This is a genomic window from Paracoccus nototheniae (assembly GCF_004335005.1).
Taxonomy (GTDB): Bacteria; Pseudomonadota; Alphaproteobacteria; order Rhodobacterales; family Rhodobacteraceae; genus Paracoccus; species Paracoccus nototheniae.
In genome coordinates, this window is the sequence record NZ_RQRT01000008.1 from 25,968 (window position 1) to 42,743 (window position 16,776).

The following is a 16,776-nucleotide window of genomic DNA, read 5'->3' on the forward strand; positions in this document are numbered from 1 at the left end:
GGGCTGTGGATGAAGATCATCATTTGCGGGGCCGGTCAGGTCGGCTGGCAGATCGCGCGTCATCTGTCGGGTGAACGCAACGATGTCACCGTGATCGACAACAATCCCGATCTGGTGCGCCGCGCGACCGAGGCTTTGGACGTGCAGGGCCTGACCGGCTTTGCCAGCCATCCCGACGTGCTGGATCAGGCGGGCGCCCGCGATGCCGATCTGATCATCGCCGCCACCCATTCCGACGAGGTGAACATGGTCACCTGTCAGGTGGCCCATTCCGTCTTCCAGATCCCGCGCAAGATCGCCCGGCTGCGGTCCGGCGCCTATCTGGACGCGATCTATTCCGATCTCTACCGCACTGAACATCTGCCCATCGATGTGGTCATCAGCCCCGAACGAGAGGTCGCGCTGGCGGCGTTGCAGCGGCTGTCCGCGCCCTCGACCTTCGATGTGGAAACCTTCATGGGCGGCAAGGTGCAGCTGCTGGGCATCGATCTGGAACCCGACTGTCCGGCGCTGAACACGCCCCTGCGCCAGCTGACCGACCTGTTTTCCAGCCTGCGCGCCATCGTGGCGGGGGTGCGCCGCAAGGGGCGGCTGTTCGCGCCGGATCCCGGCGATCAGCTGTTCGCGCATGACCAGATCTATGTCTTCGCCCATGCCGACGATGTGGCGCGCACGCTGGATATTTTTGGCAAACCGCCGCAAAAACAGGAACGCGTGACCATCATCGGCGCGGGCAATGTGGGCCTTGCCGTCGCGCAGGCGCTGGAGGCGCGGCCCGACCGCATCCGCGCCAAGCTGATCGAACGCGACCGCGCCCGGGCCGAATTTGCCGCCGACCGGCTGGAGCGCACCATCGTTCTGAACGGCGACGGGCTGTCCGCCGAAATTCTGGACGAGGCGGGCGTGCCGCTGGCCGATGCGGTGCTGGCGGTCACCGATGACGACAAGACCAACATCCTGGCATCGGTCCGCGCCAAGCAGGCGGGGGCGAAAATGGCCATCGCCCTGATCAACGATCCGACGCTGGTGCCGTTGATGGCGGCGCTGGACATCGACGCCTATATCAACCCGCGCGCCACGACCGTGTCGACGATCCTGCGCCATATCCGCCATGGACGGGTGCGCGACATCTATTCCATCGGCGATGCCGAGGCCGAGGTGATGGAGGCGCAGGTTCTGTCCACCAGCCCCATGGCGGGCCGGGCGATCCGCGACATCGACTTTCCCGAAGGCGCGCTGCTGGGCGCGGTGCGCAAGGGCGACCGGGTTCTCAAGCCTCTGGCCGACACCCGCATCGACGAGGGCGACATCGTGCTGATCTTTGCCCTGACCAAAGACGTCCCCGAGGTCGAGCGCCTGCTGCAGGTCTCGATCGACTTTTTCTGAAGGGGCGCGGGACATGGTCGCCACCCTGCAGCGTCTGCCGCTTCTGATCCTGCTGTCGGCAATGGCCGCGGTTCTGATGCTGCTGCCCGCTGCCTATGCCTCGGTCATCGGCTATGATGCGATCGCGCGGAATTTCTTTTACGCCGCCTTGCTGACGCTGGTCTTTTGCGGGCTGATCGGGCTGGCCACGCAGGCCAATCCCCGCCCGCAACGGGCGCGAGAGACGCTGCTGATGATGATGGGCGCCTATGGCATCCTGCCATTGCTGCTGGCCGTGCCCTTTGCGGAAAGCCAGCCCGATACCGGCTTTTTCAACGCATGGTGGGAAATGGTGTCGTCGCTGACGACCACCGGTGCCTCGCTCTATTCCGCCGATCTTTTGCCGATGCCGTTGCATCTGTGGCGGGCCATCGTCGGTTGGATGGGCGGGTTCTTCGTGCTGGTCGCAGCGGTGGCGATTCTGGCGCCCCTGCGCGTCGGCGGGTTCGAGATCATGTCCAGCCCCTATGGCCGCGAGGAATACCGCCAGCATCTGCCCCGGTCCTCGGACCCGCGCCGCCCCGTCCTGCACCTGTCCGATCCGCGATACGAGGGGCATCTGTCCGACCCCACCAGCCGTCTGGCCCGCGCCGCGCTGGAGGTCGGGCCGCTTTACGTCGGCCTGACGCTGGCCCTGTGGGTGGGGCTGCTTATGCTGGGCGATCCGTCCTTCGTGGCGCTGACGCGGGCGATGGGAACGCTGTCCACCTCGGGGATCTCGCCGGTCATCGGCCCCGCCGGAGAGGCGACCGGCATCGCGGGCGAGATGCTGGTGTTCGTGTTCCTGATCCCGGCCCTGTCACGCCGCTTCTGGCCCGGCGGGGCCGAATTGCGGGCCACCGAACGGCTCAGCCACGACCCGGAACTGCGTATGGCGGCAGGGCTGGTGCTGCTGGTCGGCGCGATCCTGTTCCTGCGCCATTTTCTGGGCGCGATCGAGATCGACCGCGGGACGCCCGACGGCGCGCATCCGCTGGCTGGCCTGGGCCGGGGACTGGCGGCGCTGTGGGGGGGGCTGTTCAGCGCTCTCAGCTATCTGACGACGACGGGCTGGACCTCGGTCGAATGGGCCGATGCGCGGGCCTGGTCGGGGCTGGACGCGCCGGGCCTGATTCTGGCGGGGCTGGCGATGATGGGCGGCGGCATCGCTACCACGGCGGGCGGGGTCAAGCTGCTGCGCGTCTATGCACTGGCCCGCCATGGCCAGCGGGAGATGGAACGCATCATCCATCCCAGTTCCGTGTCCGGCGGCGGGCGCATCGCGCGCAGGCTGCGCCGTGAAGGCGCCTATCTGGCCTTCATCTTCTTCATGCTGTTCGCCATGTCGATCGCGGTGGTGGTGACGCTGGTCTCGGTCCATGCGATCGAATTCGAAACCGCGACGATCCTGTCCATCGCCGCGCTGACGAATGCCGGCCCGCTGGCCGGGGCCATCCCCCTGACCCCCACATTCGAGGGCACCGCAGGCATCGCCTCGGCCCCGTGGGAGGGGTGGTCGGGCCTGCCCGGCTTTACCAAGGCGGTGCTGGCCGCTGCCATGGTGCTGGGCCGGATCGAGACTTTGGCGGTTCTGGCGCTGTTCTCGCCCGACTTCTGGCGCCGCTAGGCTGGGGGGTGTGGCGCAAATGCTATCGCTCTGTGGTCGAAAAAGCGCCTTTGCTTGCAAGGGGGGGCGCATGTGCTTAGATGTTGATCCGACAGGGACAGTGAAAAACGGACGATAACAAATGGCTGGCGACAAGCAGAACCTGCAGGATGCGTTCCTGAACCATGTCCGCAAGGCCAAGGTGCCCGTCACCATCTTCCTGATCAACGGCGTCAAGTTGCAGGGCGTGATCACATGGTTCGACAATTTCTGCGTGCTGTTGCGCCGCGACGGACAGTCGCAGCTGGTCTACAAGCATGCGATCAGCACCATCATGCCCGGCCAGCCCATCACCCTTTATGAAGGCGAGGATTGATTGGCCGAGCTGACGGAAACCGCCGCCCGGCCGACGCGCGCCTATGTGATCCATCCCGATCTGGGCCGCGCCCGCACCCAACGGCGCGAGCCTGAACATTCGCTGGCCGAAGCCGTAGCGCTGGCGCTGGCCCTGCCCGGCATCGAGATGGTCGGGTCCGAGGTCGCGAACCTGCGCGAACCCAATCCCGGCAAGCTGTTCGGCAAGGGCAAGCTGGCCGAGATCAAGGAACGGCTGGACGCGGTCGAGGCTGAACTGGTCCTGATCGACGGCCCGGTGACGCCCGTGCAGCAGCGCAATCTAGAAAAGGAATGGGGCGTCAAGCTTCTGGACCGGACCGGACTGATTCTGGAAATCTTTGCCGACCGCGCCCGCACCCGCGAAGGCGTGCTGCAGGTCGAACTGGCGGCGCTGTCCTATCAGCGCACGCGGCTGGTGCGGGCCTGGACCCACCTCGAACGCCAGCGCGGCGGGCTTGGCTTTGTGGGCGGCCCCGGCGAGACGCAGATCGAGGCCGACCGCCGCGCCATCGACGAACAGATGACCCGGCTGCGCCGCCAGCTGGACCGGGTGGTGAAAACCCGGACCCTGCACCGCGCGGCGCGCGCCAAGGTGCCCTATCCGATCGTGGCGCTGGTGGGCTATACCAACGCCGGAAAATCGACGCTGTTCAACCGCCTGACCGGGGCGGATGTCTTCGCCAAGGACATGCTCTTCGCGACGCTGGACCCGACCATGCGCGCCATCCGCCTGCCCGATGCGGGCGAGGGCGGATCGGGGCGCAAGGTCATTCTGTCCGACACGGTGGGCTTCATCAGCGACCTGCCGACCGAACTGGTCGCCGCCTTCCGCGCCACGCTGGAAGAGGTGCTGGAGGCCGACCTGATCCTGCATATCCGCGACATCAGCCACCCCGAGACCGAGGAACAGGCCGAAGACGTCGCCGACATCCTCGACAGCCTGGGCGTGGACGAGGACGTGGCCGCGATCGAGGTCTGGAACAAGATCGACGCGCTCGGCCCCGACACCCGCACAGCCCTGCGCCGCACCGATGCCCGCACCGAAGGCGTGCAGGCCGTCAGCGCCCTGACCGGCGAGGGGCTGGACGATCTGATCGGTGCCATCGACCGCCTGCTGGGCGATGTTCTGGACGAACCCCGGACCGAGGATCGGCTGACCCTCGACTTCGCCGATGGCCGCAGCCGCGCCTGGCTGCACGAGGCCGGCGTGGTCGAACGCGAGGAGGCCACCGAAACCGGCCTCGAGCTGCACCTGCGCTGGACCGCCCGCCAGAAAGGCGCCTTCGAGGCCTTCTCGGGCACCGCCACCGCGCCGGAAGACGATGACGAACCCGACGACTGGCGGCCCGGACAGTGGCATCCGGCCGACTAAGGCTGACAGACCCGCCCACCCATTCATCTTGGTAAAAATATCCTGCGGGGGGAGGCGCGCCTTGCGCGACGGGGGGCGCAAAGCCCCCCTGCGGCCTCAGCCACCTCGCGCAGCCTCAGGCAGATTGCGGCATCTCATGTGCCCAAGGTGGGTTCGCACCGGGCCGCGACACCGTCACGGATGCCGCCTCGGCGCCCAGTGTCAGGGCCGCGTGGATCTGGGCGGGGGTGATGGCGGCGATCCCCGCCTTGCTCAGGATGCCCTGACGATCAAGGCTGGCCAGCACGCCCGCATTGAACGTGTCGCCCGCGCCGATCGTGTCGGCGACGGTGGTGCGGACGGCGGGGGCGCTGACCGTCTCGCCTGCCCAGATCGCCTTGGCCCCGGCCTCTCCGCCGGTCTGCAGGACCAGAAGGGGGCCGGATGCCAGGATCCGTCGCGCAGCCTCTTCGGCGGACAGGTCGGGATGCAGCCATTCCAGATCGTCGGCGGACATCTTGACGATATCGGCCATCGGCAGCAGCCGCGACAGGCGGGCGCGATAGGCGTCGGGATCGGTGATGAAGAAGGGCCGGATATTGGGGTCGATCATCACCGGCAGGCGGGCGTGATGGGCCTTGATCAGCGCCTCGATCGTGGCGCCGCAGGGATCGGGAACCAGACTGATGCCGCCCGCGAACAGCGCGCGGACGCTGTCCGGCAGCGGGCCGATATCGTCCGGCATCAGCATCCGCCCGGCCGAACCCTCGTCATAAAAGGAATAGCGCGCCTCGCCGTTCGTCAGGGTCACCAGCGCCAGCGTGGTCAGCCGGTCGGTGCGCGGGCACAGATCGGTGCTCACCCCGGCCTCGGCCAACGGGCGCAGGATCTGTTCGCCAAATGGATCACGGCTGATCGGCCACAGATAGCCCGTGGGCTGCCCCAAACGGCCAAGCGCGATGGCGGTGTTATAGACCGCCCCCCCCGCCAGCGGCCGGAAGGCGCCGTCCTGCGGCACCATGTCGATCAGCGATTCACCCGCGCACAGGATCATGTATGTTCCCCCTTGGCCCCTCTGGCCCCTTTGGCCCCTCTGGCCTTGTGTGGTCCTCAGCCTGACTGCGTGACATACAGGATTGCTGTTAGCGCGACCAGCGCCACGATCACGGCGCCGGCAATTTTCCAGGCCGACCATGGACGTTCGCCCATAACCCGCCCCGATTGCCCGTTCACCACAAAGCGAAAGCTTTTGCGGTTATAGCGATAGGCGGCGGTCCAGACCGGCAGCAGGATATGCTTGAACGTCTCGGCCGAAAAATCGCTGTCCAGCGCGTCGATGCGCTGCTGGTCGCCGCCGATATCGCGGCGCACATCGGCACTGATCACCTGCGCCATCTGCGCCCGCGCCGCCTCGTGCCCCGAGGCGAGGGGCACGGTATAGCCCTCGGCCTCAAAGCCCGACAGATAGGCCGGGGCATAATGCGCCAGCTGCGACAGATCCCAAGGGGCCAGCGCATCGGTGATGCGCGGCGGCAGCGCGGTCGAGGCCAGCACCAGCACATCGTTGAAATCCCGCGCGACCTGACCCGAAACCGGCCTCCAGCGGATGCGTGGCACCTGCCGGGCGACGCGCTGGCTGCGTCCGTTGACGGTCTGCGTCACCCATTGCGTCTCGTAATAGGTATCGCCGCGCTGGCCGCGATAGCGTGACCGGCTGGCCGCATCGAAGGTCCAGAAGGGCGAATAGACCCCGGTCAGCCGCCGGTCGTGCCGGGCATAGGCCAAAAGCCCCGAGGGCGCGAACCACAGGCTGCCCAGCCATGATTTCATCGCCTCGCGGGCCTGATCCTCGGTCACCGCAAAGGGCAGCACGCCCTGCGGCTTGATGCGGCGGGTCGTGCCGGTATCGGTGACCACGGGGGTGGCGCAGAACGGGCAGGTGCTGGCGTGATGGGTGTCGTCCAGATCCACCCGAGCGCCGCATTGCGGACAGGACAGGGTGCGCACGACCTGCGCGATATCGGACCCTGCGTCCAGATGCAGGCCCTGATCCAGCGGGATCTCGGCCAGATCCGGGGCCTTGTGGGCGGCCTCCCATTGCAAGGGCGGCGCCTCGCCCTGACGGGTCAGACCGGGGGCGCGGGCCGGGCCGGGGCCGATATCCTGCGCGTGACCGCACCAGTCGCAGACCAGACGGTCCTGACCGGGCTGAAAGCGCAGGCTGGCCCCGCATTGCGCGCAGGGAAAGCGGTGCTCGGCGCCGGGCATCTATTGCGGCAAAGGCGGGGGCTGGGTGGTGAACAGCTGGGCCAGTTCGGGCACGTCTTCGGCCTGCAGCCAGCCGTCCTGACCCGGCGTCCAGACCAGCGTGTCCCGAGTCAAGCCGCCCTCGGACACCATGCGGCCCAGATGGCCGCGCCCGAAGGGGCCTTGCGCGCTGCCCTCCAGCGCGACATGCCAGACGGTTTCCACGGTCCGCCCGGGCAAAGGCGGCGGTGTGGCGGCTGGTTGTGCTGCGGCCGCGGGGGCGGTGGGCGCCTGACCCCAGGGACCGGGGCGCGCCGCCGCCCCCATCCCCATCGCCGCGCCCATCGCGGCGCCAAAGCCCGCGCCTGCGCCGCCCTCGTTGCGGGCCGCCGACAGCATCGCCTCGGAGGCCGCGTATTGGCCGAAACGGTCCAGATCGCCGATGATTCCCATGCTGGTGCGCTTGTCCAGCATCGCCTCGACCTCGGCGGGCAGGCTGATATTCTCGATATAGAATTCCGGCAGGATCAGGCCGTAACCCTCGATCATCGGGGCGATGGCTTTCGCCACCAGCGCACCCAGTTGATCGGTATTGGCCGCCATGTCCAGAACCGGGATATTCGCCGCCGCAATCGCGCGCGAGAATTCCTGCACGATCACGTTGCGGATCTGAAAGGTGATCTCGTCCCGGCTGAAATCGCCATCGGTGCCGACGATTTCCGACATGAAGCGCGCCGGGTCGCTGACGCGCATGGAATAGGTGCCAAAGGCGCGCAGGCGGATCGGGCCATATTCCGGATCGCGCGCGATGATCGGATTGCGCGTGCCCCATTTCAGATCGTTGAAACGGGTCTTGTTGACGAAATAGACCTCGGATTTGAAGGGGCTGCGAAAGCCGTGATCCCAGTGCTGCAGCCGCGTCATCACCGGCAGGTTGTTGGTTTCCAGCAGATAGAGGCCGGGGCCGAACACATCGGCCAGCTGACCCTCATGGACAAAGACCGCCGCCTGACCTTCGCGGACGGTCAGCTTGGCGCCGTATTTGATCGCCCGCCCGACCGTGTCGAAGCGCCAGACCATCGTGTCGCGGCTGTCATCGACCCATTCGATGATCTCGATGAATTCGCCGCCCAGAATATCGAATATGGACATGGTCTGCCTCCCTGACCCGGTGTCCCCTTGTAGGGGCGGGCCGGGGGGTGGATCAAGCGGCCTCACCCAGAAGTTCGGCGGCGATCTGGCGCACGATGGGCGCGGCCTCGGCTTCGGACATGCCGGGGGTCAGGCGCGGGTCGTACAACATCTGCAGCAGCAATTCGTCATGCCGGGTCAGCAGGGCGAATTCCTCGTCATCGTTGAAGATCGAGGGGCGCGCAGCCGGGCTGTCGGCGGCAAGACCCATGCCCTGCGCCAGCTCCTCGTGAATGCAGGATGTGCGCAACAGCGGCGGCAGTTCGGCCCGGATCACCGCGACGGCATGGGCGTAATCGGCGGCATTGCCGCGCGAATAGGCAAAGACCGAACAGCTGATCGAAGGCGGCAGGTCGGTCAGGATCGCGATGTCCTGCGTCGGAATGCCCGGCACCAACTGGGCCAGACGCGGGCCTGCGGCGCGGCGTTCATCCTCGGTCAGCACCAGGATGGTGAAATTGCCGCCCTCGGCGGTCAGGCCCACAGGATGGCGGGTCAGGCCAGACAGGCGGGTTGCGAATTCCGCCACTTCGGACCGCCATGCCGGGCGGGCGGCCATGTCGGTCGAGGCACCGAATTCCAGCTGCATGCGCACCGGGGCACGCCAGCGGCGCAGCGGGGCGGCGCTGGATTGCTGGACCAGCCCGCCCGAGGTCTGGCCATATTCGTCACGCAGCGCGATGGCGATGAAGTTGCGGGCCAGCGTGTCGGCGTCGATGGGCGCGTCCTGCGGAACCCGCTCGCGGCGCAGACGCCCCTGGGCCACCAGCCGCCGTTCGGCTGCGGCATAGAAATCGCGCTGCGCCTGACTGGCCGGGCTGGGGCTGGCACTGGCCTGCTGGGCTGCGGCATTGGCGGCACGGTTGCGTTCCGCGCGTGCGCGGCGCAGTTCGGCCTGACGGGTGGCGGCATCGTCCTGAACGCTTGGACGCGGCGCGGGCGCAGAGGGCCCCGACGGCCCTTCGGGGTCGATCCGGCCGCAGGCAGCGGCGGCCAGCAGCATCAGCGCCAGACCAAAGGCCGGGGCGCATGAGGGCAGGGATGCGCGCGGGGGCAGGGCCGTCACCGGCATCAGCGGGCTCCGGTCCGTCCAAGCCGGGGGCTGGCGGGCGTCGTGCTGACCGTCTCGCGCGATGAGGCACGGGCCAGCGTGTCGCGCAGCTCTGCCTCCATCCGGGTCAGGTCGGTCTCGGCGGCGGCGCGGCGCGAGCGGCCCTCGTCGGCAATGCGCAGGCTGTCCTCGATCGTGGCGATCAGCTGGGCATTGGCGGTCTGCACTGCCTGAATGTCAAAGACGCCGCGTTCGGTTTCCGCCCGGATCTGGGCATTGGCCTGACGCAGGTTGTCGGCATTGCGGGTCAGCAATTCGTTGGTCAGATCGCTGGCCTCCTTGACGGCGCGGGCGGCCTCGGCGCTGCGCTGGATGGTGACGGCCTGCGCCAGCTGGGTTTCCCACAGGGGCACCGTGTTCACCAGGGTCGAGTTGATCTTGGTCACCAGCGACTTGTCGTTTTCCTGCACCAGCCGGATCGACGGCAGCGATTGCATCGTCACCTGCCGGGTCAGCCGCAGATCGTGCACGCGGCGTTCCAGATCGTCGCGCAGGGTGCGCAGATCGCGCAGCTCCTGCGCCTCGATCACCTGATCGGGTTCGGGTTTCGCGGCCAGTTCGGCCTCTTTGGCGGGGATCGTGTCGCTGTCCAGCTCGCGCAGCTTTTCGGTGCCTGCGGCGATGTACAGCGCCAGCTCGTCATAGAAATTCAGCGTGCGGTCATAAAGAATGTCCAGCGACTTGACGTCTTTCAGAAGCTTTTGCTCATGCGCCTCCAGCTCGGCGCTGATGCGGTCGATCTGGGTCTGGACCTGTTCGTAATTGGCCACGAATTTCGCAAAGGGGGCGGACCGGCCCAACAGCTTTTCCCACCAGCTGCGATCCCGGCGCATGTCCAGTTCGGTCGTGGAAAAGCCTCGGATGGTGGTCACCACCTCGCGCAGGCTGTCGCCGGCGGGGCCGACCTCTTTGGTTTTGACATCGGCCAGCATGGATTGGCTGATCTGCTGCAGATCGGCCTGCGCGCGGGTGCCGAATCGCAGGATCGAGCCGCTGTCGCGCAGGTCGATCTCGGCCATGCGGCTGCGGATCTGGGCCTGCGTGGCCGGGTCGGCATCGGTCAGCCCCGAGGGGGCGGGCGCGGGTTCGGGCAAAGGCGCCTGCGTCAGCGCATCGATCTGGGCCTGAGCGGCTTCGGCGCGGCGTTTGGTGTCGTCGGTCATGAAGAATGTCCCTTTGTCAGCCACACGCCATTACGGCTTAGCCATGACAGCTTATGGCAAAATCCTGTCCAAAGAACGAGATCGCGCGCGGAAAGTTTCGCGTCATGGCAGAGCGGACACAGGGGGGCAGGGTCAGGGGCGACGGGGCCACGCTTTGGCGGCCCCGTCGGGTTCAGTCTCAGGCGGCCGTCTTGCCAGCGGCCTTGCGGCCATAAAAGCTGCCGCCCTTGGCGGCCATGTCGCGCAGCAGCGCAGGGGCGGCAAAGCGGTCGCCATGCGCCGAGACCAGCCCGTCGCAGATCTCGACCGCGCGGGCGGCGCCCAGCATGTCCAGCCAGCCGAACGGCCCGCCGGTCCAGGGCGCAAAGCCCCAGCCCAGAATGGCGCCGACATCGCCCTCGCGGATATCTTCCAGCACGCCGTCCTCCAGCGCGCGCACGGCCTCCAGCGCCTGCGCGAACATCAGGCGGTGCTGGACATCATGCAGGTCGGGCTGGTCGGGGCTGCGCGGATATTGCGCGTCCAGACCGTCCCACAGGCCGTGGCGCTTGCCGGCATCGTCATAGGCATAGAAACCGGCATTCGCCTTGCGGCCCATGCGGTTCTGATCCGCCATCCAGAACAGCACATCGTCCACCGCGCCATCGGGATAGGCATCGCCCATCGCCGCCTTGGTCGCCTTGGCGATCTTGACGCCCAGATCGATCGAGGTCTCATCGACCAGCTGCAGCGGCCCCAAGGGCATGCCCATCATCTTGGCGGCATTCTCGATCAGCGTCGGGTTCACCCCCTCGGCCAGCATGCGGATGCCTTCGTTGATATAGGGGATGATGCATCGGTTGGCGTAAAAGAATCGCTCGTCATTCACGACGATGGGGGTCTTGCGGATCTGGCGCACGAAATCCAGCGCCTTGGCGACGGCTTTGGGTCCGGTCTCTTTGCCCTTGATGATTTCGACCAGCAGCATCTTATCGACCGGGCTGAAGAAATGGATGCCGATGAACTGTTCAGGACGCGCGCTGGCATGGGCCAGATCGCTGATCGGCAGGGTCGAGGTGTTGGTCGCAAAGATCGCATCTGCGGGGATGACCGCCTCGGCCTTCTTCGTGACCTCGGCCTTGACGGCGGGGTCTTCGAACACGGCCTCGACGATCAGATCGCAGCCCTCCAGCGCGGCATAGTCGGTGGTGGCGGTGATGCGGTCCAGCACCTGGGCCTTCCTCTCAGCCGTCGCTTTCTTGCGGCTGATCGCCTTGTCCAGCAACCCCTCGGACAGGGCCTTGCCCTTGTCGGCGCTGGCCTGCTGCGCGTCGATCAGCACCACCTCGATCCCGGCCATGGCGCTGACATAGGCGATCCCCGCGCCCATCATGCCCGCCCCCAGAATGCCGACCTTGCGCACCGTCTGATCGGGCGCTTCGGGACGGTTAGCGCCCTTTTCCAGTGCTTCCTTGTTGATGAACAGGCTGCGGATCATCGCGGTGCTGCTGGGGTTCATCAGGACATGCGTGAACCAGCGCGCCTCGATCTTCAGCGCCTGGTCAAAGGGCACCATCGCGCCTTCATAGACCGCGCTCAGCAAGGCCTTGGCGGCGGGATAGACGCCCATCGTCTTGCCATGAACCATCGCGGATGCACCGACAAAGGTCATGAAGCCTGCCGGATGGAACGGCTCGCCTCCCGGCATCTTATAGCCCTTGGCATCCCAGGGCTTGACCAGATCGGCATCCTTGGCGCCCAGCACCCATGCGCGGGCGGCTGCGACCGGATCGGCCACGACCTCGTCGATGATCCCCGCCGCCTTGGCCTTTTTCGGGTCCGACAGCTTGCCTTCCAGCAGGAAGGGCGCGGCCATCATCGCACCCAGCTTGCGCGTCAGGCGGGTGGTGCCGCCACCGCCCGGAAAGATGCCGACCATGATCTCGGGCAGGCCGATCTTGGCCTTGGGGTTCTCGGCGGCAAAGATGCGATGCGTGGCCAGAGGCAGCTCCAGCCCGATGCCAAGGGCGGTGCCGGGCAGCGCGCTGGCGATGGGCTTGCCGCCTTTCAGCGTCTTGGGGTCCATGCCCGCGCGTTCGATCTTGCGCAGCAGATGATGCAGCGTCATGACGCCGTCAAAGACGCCCTGCGCGCCGCCCTGATCCTTCATCCCGGCGATGACGTTCAGATCCATCCCGGCCGCGAAATCGGGCTTGCCGCTGGTGATGACGACGCCCTTGACGGCATCATTGGCCAAAGCCTGATCGATCAGCCCGCCAAGGCTCGCCGCGCCATCCATCGACAGCACGTTCATCGACTTGTTCGGCACGTCCCAGCTGATGATCGCCACGCCATCATCGCCGGTCTTCATGGTGAAATCGGTCATGGATGTTTCCTCACACGCGTTCGATGATGGTGGCCGCGCCCATGCCGGACGCGATGCACAGGGTGGCAAGGCCGATGGTCTTGTCCTGACGCTCCAGCTCGTCCAGCAGAGTGCCGATGATGATCGCGCCGGTGGCGCCAAGCGGATGGCCCATGGCGATGGCGCCGCCATTCACGTTGACCCGCGCCGGATCGACCTGAAACGCCTGCATGAAGCGCAGCACGACGGCGGCAAAGGCCTCGTTCACCTCGAACAGATCAATGTCGCCGATCGACAGGCCACTGTCCTTCAGGATTTTTTCGGTGACCGGCACCGGGCCGGTCAGCATGATCGTGGGATCGGTGCCGATCTTGGCGGTGGCGCGGATGCGCGCGCGGGGTTTCAGGCCGTAGGCCTCGCCGAATTCCTTGCTGCCGATCAGCACGGCGGCGGCCCCGTCCACGATGCCGCTGCTGTTCCCGGCATGGTGGATATGGTCGATATGGCTCAGATGCGGGTATTTCAGCATCGCCACCTTGTCGAAGCCGGGCATCGTCTCGCCCATGTCCTTGAAGGCGGCACGCAGCCCGGCCAGATCCTCGGCCGTGGTGGCAGCGCGCATGTATTCATCGCGCGCCAGAATCGTCAGCCCGTTCTGATCCAGCACCGGCACGATGGATTTGTCGAACCGGCCTTCCTTCCATGCCTGCGCGGCACGGCGCTGGCTTTCCAGCGCCAGCGCGTCGGCATCCTCGCGGGTAAAGCCGTATTCGGTCGCGATGATATCGGCGCTGATGCCCTGCGGCACGAAATAGGTCTTCATCGCCAGGCTGGGATCGACGGCGATCGCCGCCCCGTCGCTGCCCATGGCGACGCGGCCCATCATCTCGACCCCGCCCGCGATATAGGCCTGACCGGCGCCGCCCTTGATCTGGTTGGCGGCCAGGTTCACCGCCTCCATGCCCGATGCGCAAAAGCGGTTGATGGACAGGCCCGGAATCCGCTCGTCCAGATCGGATGCCAGAACGGCAGATCGGGCCAGACAGCCGCCCTGTTCCTTGACCTGCGTGACATTGCCCCAGATCACATCCTCGACCGCATGGCCCTCCAGGTTGTTCCTCGCCTTGACGGCGTTCAGCAGGCGGGCGGACAGGGCCAGCGAGGTGACCTCGTGCAGGCTGCCATCGGGGCGGCCCTTGCCGCGGGGGGTGCGGGCGGTGTCATAGATGAACGCGTCGGTCATGTGTCCTCCTTGGGCGCCCGGTCCGAAGGATGGCCGGGCATCAGGTCATAGGGGTGTTTCCAGCCGGGCAGGGCGGCGATGCCCCCCAGCCAGCGGTCGATATGGGGCCAGTCGGCGCGGTCGAACCCAAACGGTTCGGGATAGAACAGATAGCCGCACAGCGCGGCATCGGCGATCGTGGGGCCGCCGGGCGCAACCCAGTCCCGGTCGGCCAGATGCGCGTCCAGAACCTGATAGGCCGCCTGCAACCGCCCCTGCAGATAGGACGCAGCCCCCGCCGGGCGCTTGTCCTCGGGCAGAAAGTTCATCAGGAACCGCGCCGGGCCTGCCTGACCCGAGATCTTGTGATTGTCGAACATCAGCCAGCGCAGGGTCTCGTTGCGGTCGCTGCCCATCAGCCGCCCGGTCCGTTCGGCCAGATGCAGCTGGATCACGGCGGATTGGGTCAGGGTCAGATCGCCCTCGCGAAAGACCGGTACCTCGCCCATCGGGTTGATCGCCCGGAACGCCGGGCTGCGCGCCTCGCCGCCGAAAAAATCGACATAGACGGGATGCCAGTCATAGCCGACCAGCTGCATCGTCAGCGCCGCCTTGTAGGCATTGCCCGATTCGCCAAAGCACCAGAGTTGTGCCGTCATCTTGTCCTCCGACCACAGCCGGGGGGCTTCGCGCCCCCCGGACCCCCCGCGGGATATTTTCGTGAAGAAGAAGGGGGCGGGTTAACCCTTCCTCAATCTTTCGCCGCCACTTTGGGCGCTGCGGTACAGGCTGGGAAGCCGATGACCGCTGAAGGAGAAGTTCCCGGTTCTCGCGTCGATGCCCACGGGGCCTGCGGGGACCGGGAATGCCGTTTCTTCTTCACTGAAATATCCCCGCCGGAGGCTCCGGCGGGAAGAAAAGGCGCGGCGGCCGGTGGGCCGACGCCGCGCCCGCCATCGTCAGAACGCCTCGGCGTCCAGTTCCATGACCGTGGCGGCGCCCGACTTGATGCGGGCCAGATGCGTCGCGGTCATCGGCAATTGCCGCGCCATGTAGTAACGCGCGGTTGCCAGCTTGGTCTTGTGGAAAGCCTCATCCGCCGTCCCGGCCTCCAGCGCCGCCTGCGAGGCGACAGCCATCCGGGCCCAGACATAGCCAAGCGTCACATGACCGAAGAGATGCATGAAATCGTAGGATCCCGACAGCGCATCGTTGGGGGATTTCATGCCGCGCTCCATGAAGAACATCGCCGCCGATTGCAGATCCTTGGACGCCGCCTTGAGGGGGTCGAGGATATCGGCCGCAAGGGCCGCGTTGCCGGACTGCTCCTTGCAGAACGCCTTGATCAGATCGAAGAAGGCCATGACATGCTTGCCGCCGTCCTGCGCCAGCTTGCGGCCCACCAGATCCAGCGCCTGCACGCCATTGGCACCTTCATAGATCATGGTGATGCGGGCATCGCGGACGAACTGGCTCATGCCCCATTCCTCGACATAGCCGTGCCCGCCCAGCACCTGCTGGGCCAGCACCGTCGTCTCGAACCCCTTGTCGGTCAGAAAGCCCTTGATCACCGGGGTCATCAGCGACACCAGCCCGTCGGCATCGGCATCATCCGCCAGATGGCTGCGGTCGACCAGATGGGCGGACCAAAGCGCCAGCGCGCGCGCGCCTTCCAGGAAGGATTTCTGATCCATCAGGCTGCGGCGGATGTCGGGATGCACGATCAGCGGATCGGCGGGCCCCGACGGGTTGGCAGCCCCGGTGACCGCGCGCCCCTGCAGGCGATCTTTCGCATAGGCCAGCGCGTTCTGATAGGCGGGCACGGCACAGGCATAGCCCTGCAGGCCGACGCCGATCCGCGCCTCGTTCATCATCGTGAACATGGCCCGCATGCCCTTGTGCAGATCGCCCAAAAGCCAGCCGCGCGCTCCGTCATAGTTCATGACGCAGGTCGCATTGGCATGGATGCCCATCTTGTGTTCCAGGGCGCCGACCGACACGCCATTGCGCGCGCCAAGCGTGCCATCCTCGTTCACCAGCATCTTGGGCACGATGAACAGGCTGATGCCCTTGGTGCCGGCGCCACCGCCCGGTGCCTTGGCCAGAACCAGATGGATGACGTTTTCGGCCATGTCGTGATCGCCGGCCGAGATGAAGATCTTTTGTCCGGTGATCAGATAGCTGCCGTCGTCCTGCGGCTCGGCCTTGGTGCGCAGCAGGCCCAGATCGGTGCCGCAATGCGGTTCGGTCAGGTTCATCGTGCCGGTCCAGTCGCAGCTGACCATCTTGGGCAGATAGGTCTGTTTCTGCGCATCCGTGCCATGGGCATGGATGGCGGAATAGGCGCCATGGGTCAGGCCCTGATACATGTTGAAGGCCATGTTGGCGCTGACGAACATCTCCCCGGTGGCGACGCCCATCGTATAGGGCATGCCCTGACCGCCATAGTCGGGATCGCAATCCAGCGAGGTCCAGCCGCCCTCCTTGACCTGCTCGAAGGCGGCACCGAACCCATCCGGGGTGCGGACGACGCCGTTTTCCAGCCGGCAGCCCTGCTGGTCGCCGGGCAGGTTCAGGGGCGCCAGCACCTCGGAGGCCAGCTTGCCCGCCGCTTCCAGCACGGCCTCGGTAAAGCCGGGGTCCAGTTCGTCATGGCCGGGCAGATCGGATTGCGACAGCTTCAGCACGTCGTGCAGAATGAACTGCAGGTCACGGATCGGGGGGGTATAGCTTGGCATGGC

13 protein-coding genes are annotated in these 16,776 nt (G+C 66.5%); 4 read left to right on the top strand and 9 right to left on the bottom strand.

Going from position 1 to position 16,776, the window contains the following annotated elements; translation table 11 throughout:
• Nucleotides 1-9 precede the first annotated feature (9 nt).
• The 4 genes from trkA to hflX all read left to right on the top strand — a co-directional run bounded on the left by trkA (nucleotide 10) and on the right by hflX (nucleotide 4,778).
• Nucleotides 10-1,386: a Trk system potassium transporter TrkA gene (gene trkA / locus EG885_RS05615; RefSeq protein ID WP_131573501.1), complete on the top strand. Its 1,377-nt coding sequence runs from the start codon at nucleotides 10-12 to the stop codon at nucleotides 1,384-1,386.
• Nucleotides 1,387-1,399: 13 nt separating this feature from the next.
• Nucleotides 1,400-3,031 (top strand): TrkH family potassium uptake protein, encoded by a 1,632-nt coding sequence (locus EG885_RS05620; protein WP_131573502.1) that lies wholly within the window; start codon nucleotides 1,400-1,402, stop codon nucleotides 3,029-3,031.
• Between the two features lie 121 nt (nucleotides 3,032-3,152).
• Nucleotides 3,153-3,386 carry an RNA chaperone Hfq gene (gene hfq / locus EG885_RS05625; RefSeq protein ID WP_042250201.1) on the top strand — a complete coding sequence of 78 codons (234 nt, stop codon included), beginning with the start codon at nucleotides 3,153-3,155 and terminating at the stop codon, nucleotides 3,384-3,386.
• Nucleotides 3,387-4,778: a GTPase HflX gene (gene hflX / locus EG885_RS05630; RefSeq protein WP_131573503.1), complete on the top strand. Its 1,392-nt coding sequence runs from the start codon at nucleotides 3,387-3,389 to the stop codon at nucleotides 4,776-4,778.
• A gap of 115 nt (nucleotides 4,779-4,893) precedes the next feature.
• Here hflX and EG885_RS05635 read toward each other — a convergent pair whose 3' ends face one another.
• The 9 genes from EG885_RS05635 to EG885_RS05675 form a co-directional block, all read right to left on the bottom strand.
• Nucleotides 4,894-5,811, bottom strand: coding sequence for a carbohydrate kinase family protein (locus EG885_RS05635; RefSeq protein ID WP_131573504.1), 918 nt, complete (start codon nucleotides 5,809-5,811; stop codon nucleotides 4,894-4,896).
• A 56-nt stretch (nucleotides 5,812-5,867) separates the two neighbouring features.
• Complete coding sequence (locus EG885_RS05640) at nucleotides 5,868-7,025, bottom strand: TFIIB-type zinc ribbon-containing protein (protein ID WP_131573505.1); 1,158 nt, start codon at nucleotides 7,023-7,025, stop codon at nucleotides 5,868-5,870.
• Nucleotides 7,026-8,156, bottom strand: coding sequence for an SPFH domain-containing protein (locus tag EG885_RS05645; RefSeq protein ID WP_131573506.1), 1,131 nt, complete (start codon nucleotides 8,154-8,156; stop codon nucleotides 7,026-7,028). It abuts the gene before it with no gap.
• A 52-nt stretch (nucleotides 8,157-8,208) separates the two neighbouring features.
• The gene (locus tag EG885_RS05650; protein ID WP_242679519.1) at nucleotides 8,209-9,267 is read right to left on the bottom strand and encodes a DUF2927 domain-containing protein; all 1,059 of its coding nucleotides are present in this window, start codon (nucleotides 9,265-9,267) and stop codon (nucleotides 8,209-8,211) included.
• Nucleotides 9,267-10,469 (bottom strand): toxic anion resistance protein, encoded by a 1,203-nt coding sequence (locus EG885_RS05655; protein WP_131573507.1) that lies wholly within the window; start codon nucleotides 10,467-10,469, stop codon nucleotides 9,267-9,269. Before EG885_RS05655 ends, EG885_RS05650 begins: the two co-directional genes overlap by 1 nt.
• A 178-nt stretch (nucleotides 10,470-10,647) precedes the next feature.
• Entirely contained in the window at nucleotides 10,648-12,834 is a 2,187-nt protein-coding gene (locus EG885_RS05660; RefSeq protein WP_131573508.1) for a 3-hydroxyacyl-CoA dehydrogenase NAD-binding domain-containing protein, read from the bottom strand.
• Nucleotides 12,835-12,844: 10 nt separating this feature from the next.
• Nucleotides 12,845-14,056: an acetyl-CoA C-acetyltransferase gene (locus EG885_RS05665; protein ID WP_131573509.1), complete on the bottom strand. Its 1,212-nt coding sequence runs from the start codon at nucleotides 14,054-14,056 to the stop codon at nucleotides 12,845-12,847.
• Nucleotides 14,053-14,694: a glutathione S-transferase family protein gene (locus EG885_RS05670; RefSeq protein WP_131573510.1), complete on the bottom strand. Its 642-nt coding sequence runs from the start codon at nucleotides 14,692-14,694 to the stop codon at nucleotides 14,053-14,055. The genes EG885_RS05665 and EG885_RS05670 overlap by 4 nt, the downstream gene beginning before the upstream one ends.
• Nucleotides 14,695-14,994: 300 nt before the next feature.
• Nucleotides 14,995-16,773, bottom strand: a complete 1,779-nt coding sequence (locus EG885_RS05675; protein WP_131573511.1) for an acyl-CoA dehydrogenase C-terminal domain-containing protein — start codon at nucleotides 16,771-16,773, stop codon at nucleotides 14,995-14,997.
• Between the last annotated feature and the right edge of the window lie 3 nt (nucleotides 16,774-16,776).

Bases quoted from the DNA above. Each gene is read 5' to 3' on its own strand.
- trkA (WP_131573501.1), top strand. From the start codon at position 10: ATGAAGATCATCATTTGCGGGGCCGGTCAGGTCGGCTGGCAGATCGCG.
- EG885_RS05640 (WP_131573505.1), bottom strand. From the start codon at position 7,025: ATGCCCGGCGCCGAGCACCGCTTTCCCTGCGCGCAATGCGGGGCCAGC.
- EG885_RS05620 (WP_131573502.1), top strand. From the start codon at position 1,400: ATGGTCGCCACCCTGCAGCGTCTGCCGCTTCTGATCCTGCTGTCGGCA.
- EG885_RS05655 (WP_131573507.1), bottom strand. From the start codon at position 10,469: ATGACCGACGACACCAAACGCCGCGCCGAAGCCGCTCAGGCCCAGATC.
- hfq (WP_042250201.1), top strand. From the start codon at position 3,153: ATGGCTGGCGACAAGCAGAACCTGCAGGATGCGTTCCTGAACCATGTC.
- EG885_RS05670 (WP_131573510.1), bottom strand. From the start codon at position 14,694: ATGACGGCACAACTCTGGTGCTTTGGCGAATCGGGCAATGCCTACAAG.
- EG885_RS05645 (WP_131573506.1), bottom strand. From the start codon at position 8,156: ATGTCCATATTCGATATTCTGGGCGGCGAATTCATCGAGATCATCGAA.
- EG885_RS05650 (WP_242679519.1), bottom strand. From the start codon at position 9,267: ATGCCGGTGACGGCCCTGCCCCCGCGCGCATCCCTGCCCTCATGCGCC.
- EG885_RS05660 (WP_131573508.1), bottom strand. From the start codon at position 12,834: ATGACCGATTTCACCATGAAGACCGGCGATGATGGCGTGGCGATCATC.
- EG885_RS05675 (WP_131573511.1), bottom strand. From the start codon at position 16,773: ATGCCAAGCTATACCCCCCCGATCCGTGACCTGCAGTTCATTCTGCAC.
- EG885_RS05635 (WP_131573504.1), bottom strand. From the start codon at position 5,811: ATGATCCTGTGCGCGGGTGAATCGCTGATCGACATGGTGCCGCAGGAC.
- EG885_RS05665 (WP_131573509.1), bottom strand. From the start codon at position 14,056: ATGACCGACGCGTTCATCTATGACACCGCCCGCACCCCCCGCGGCAAG.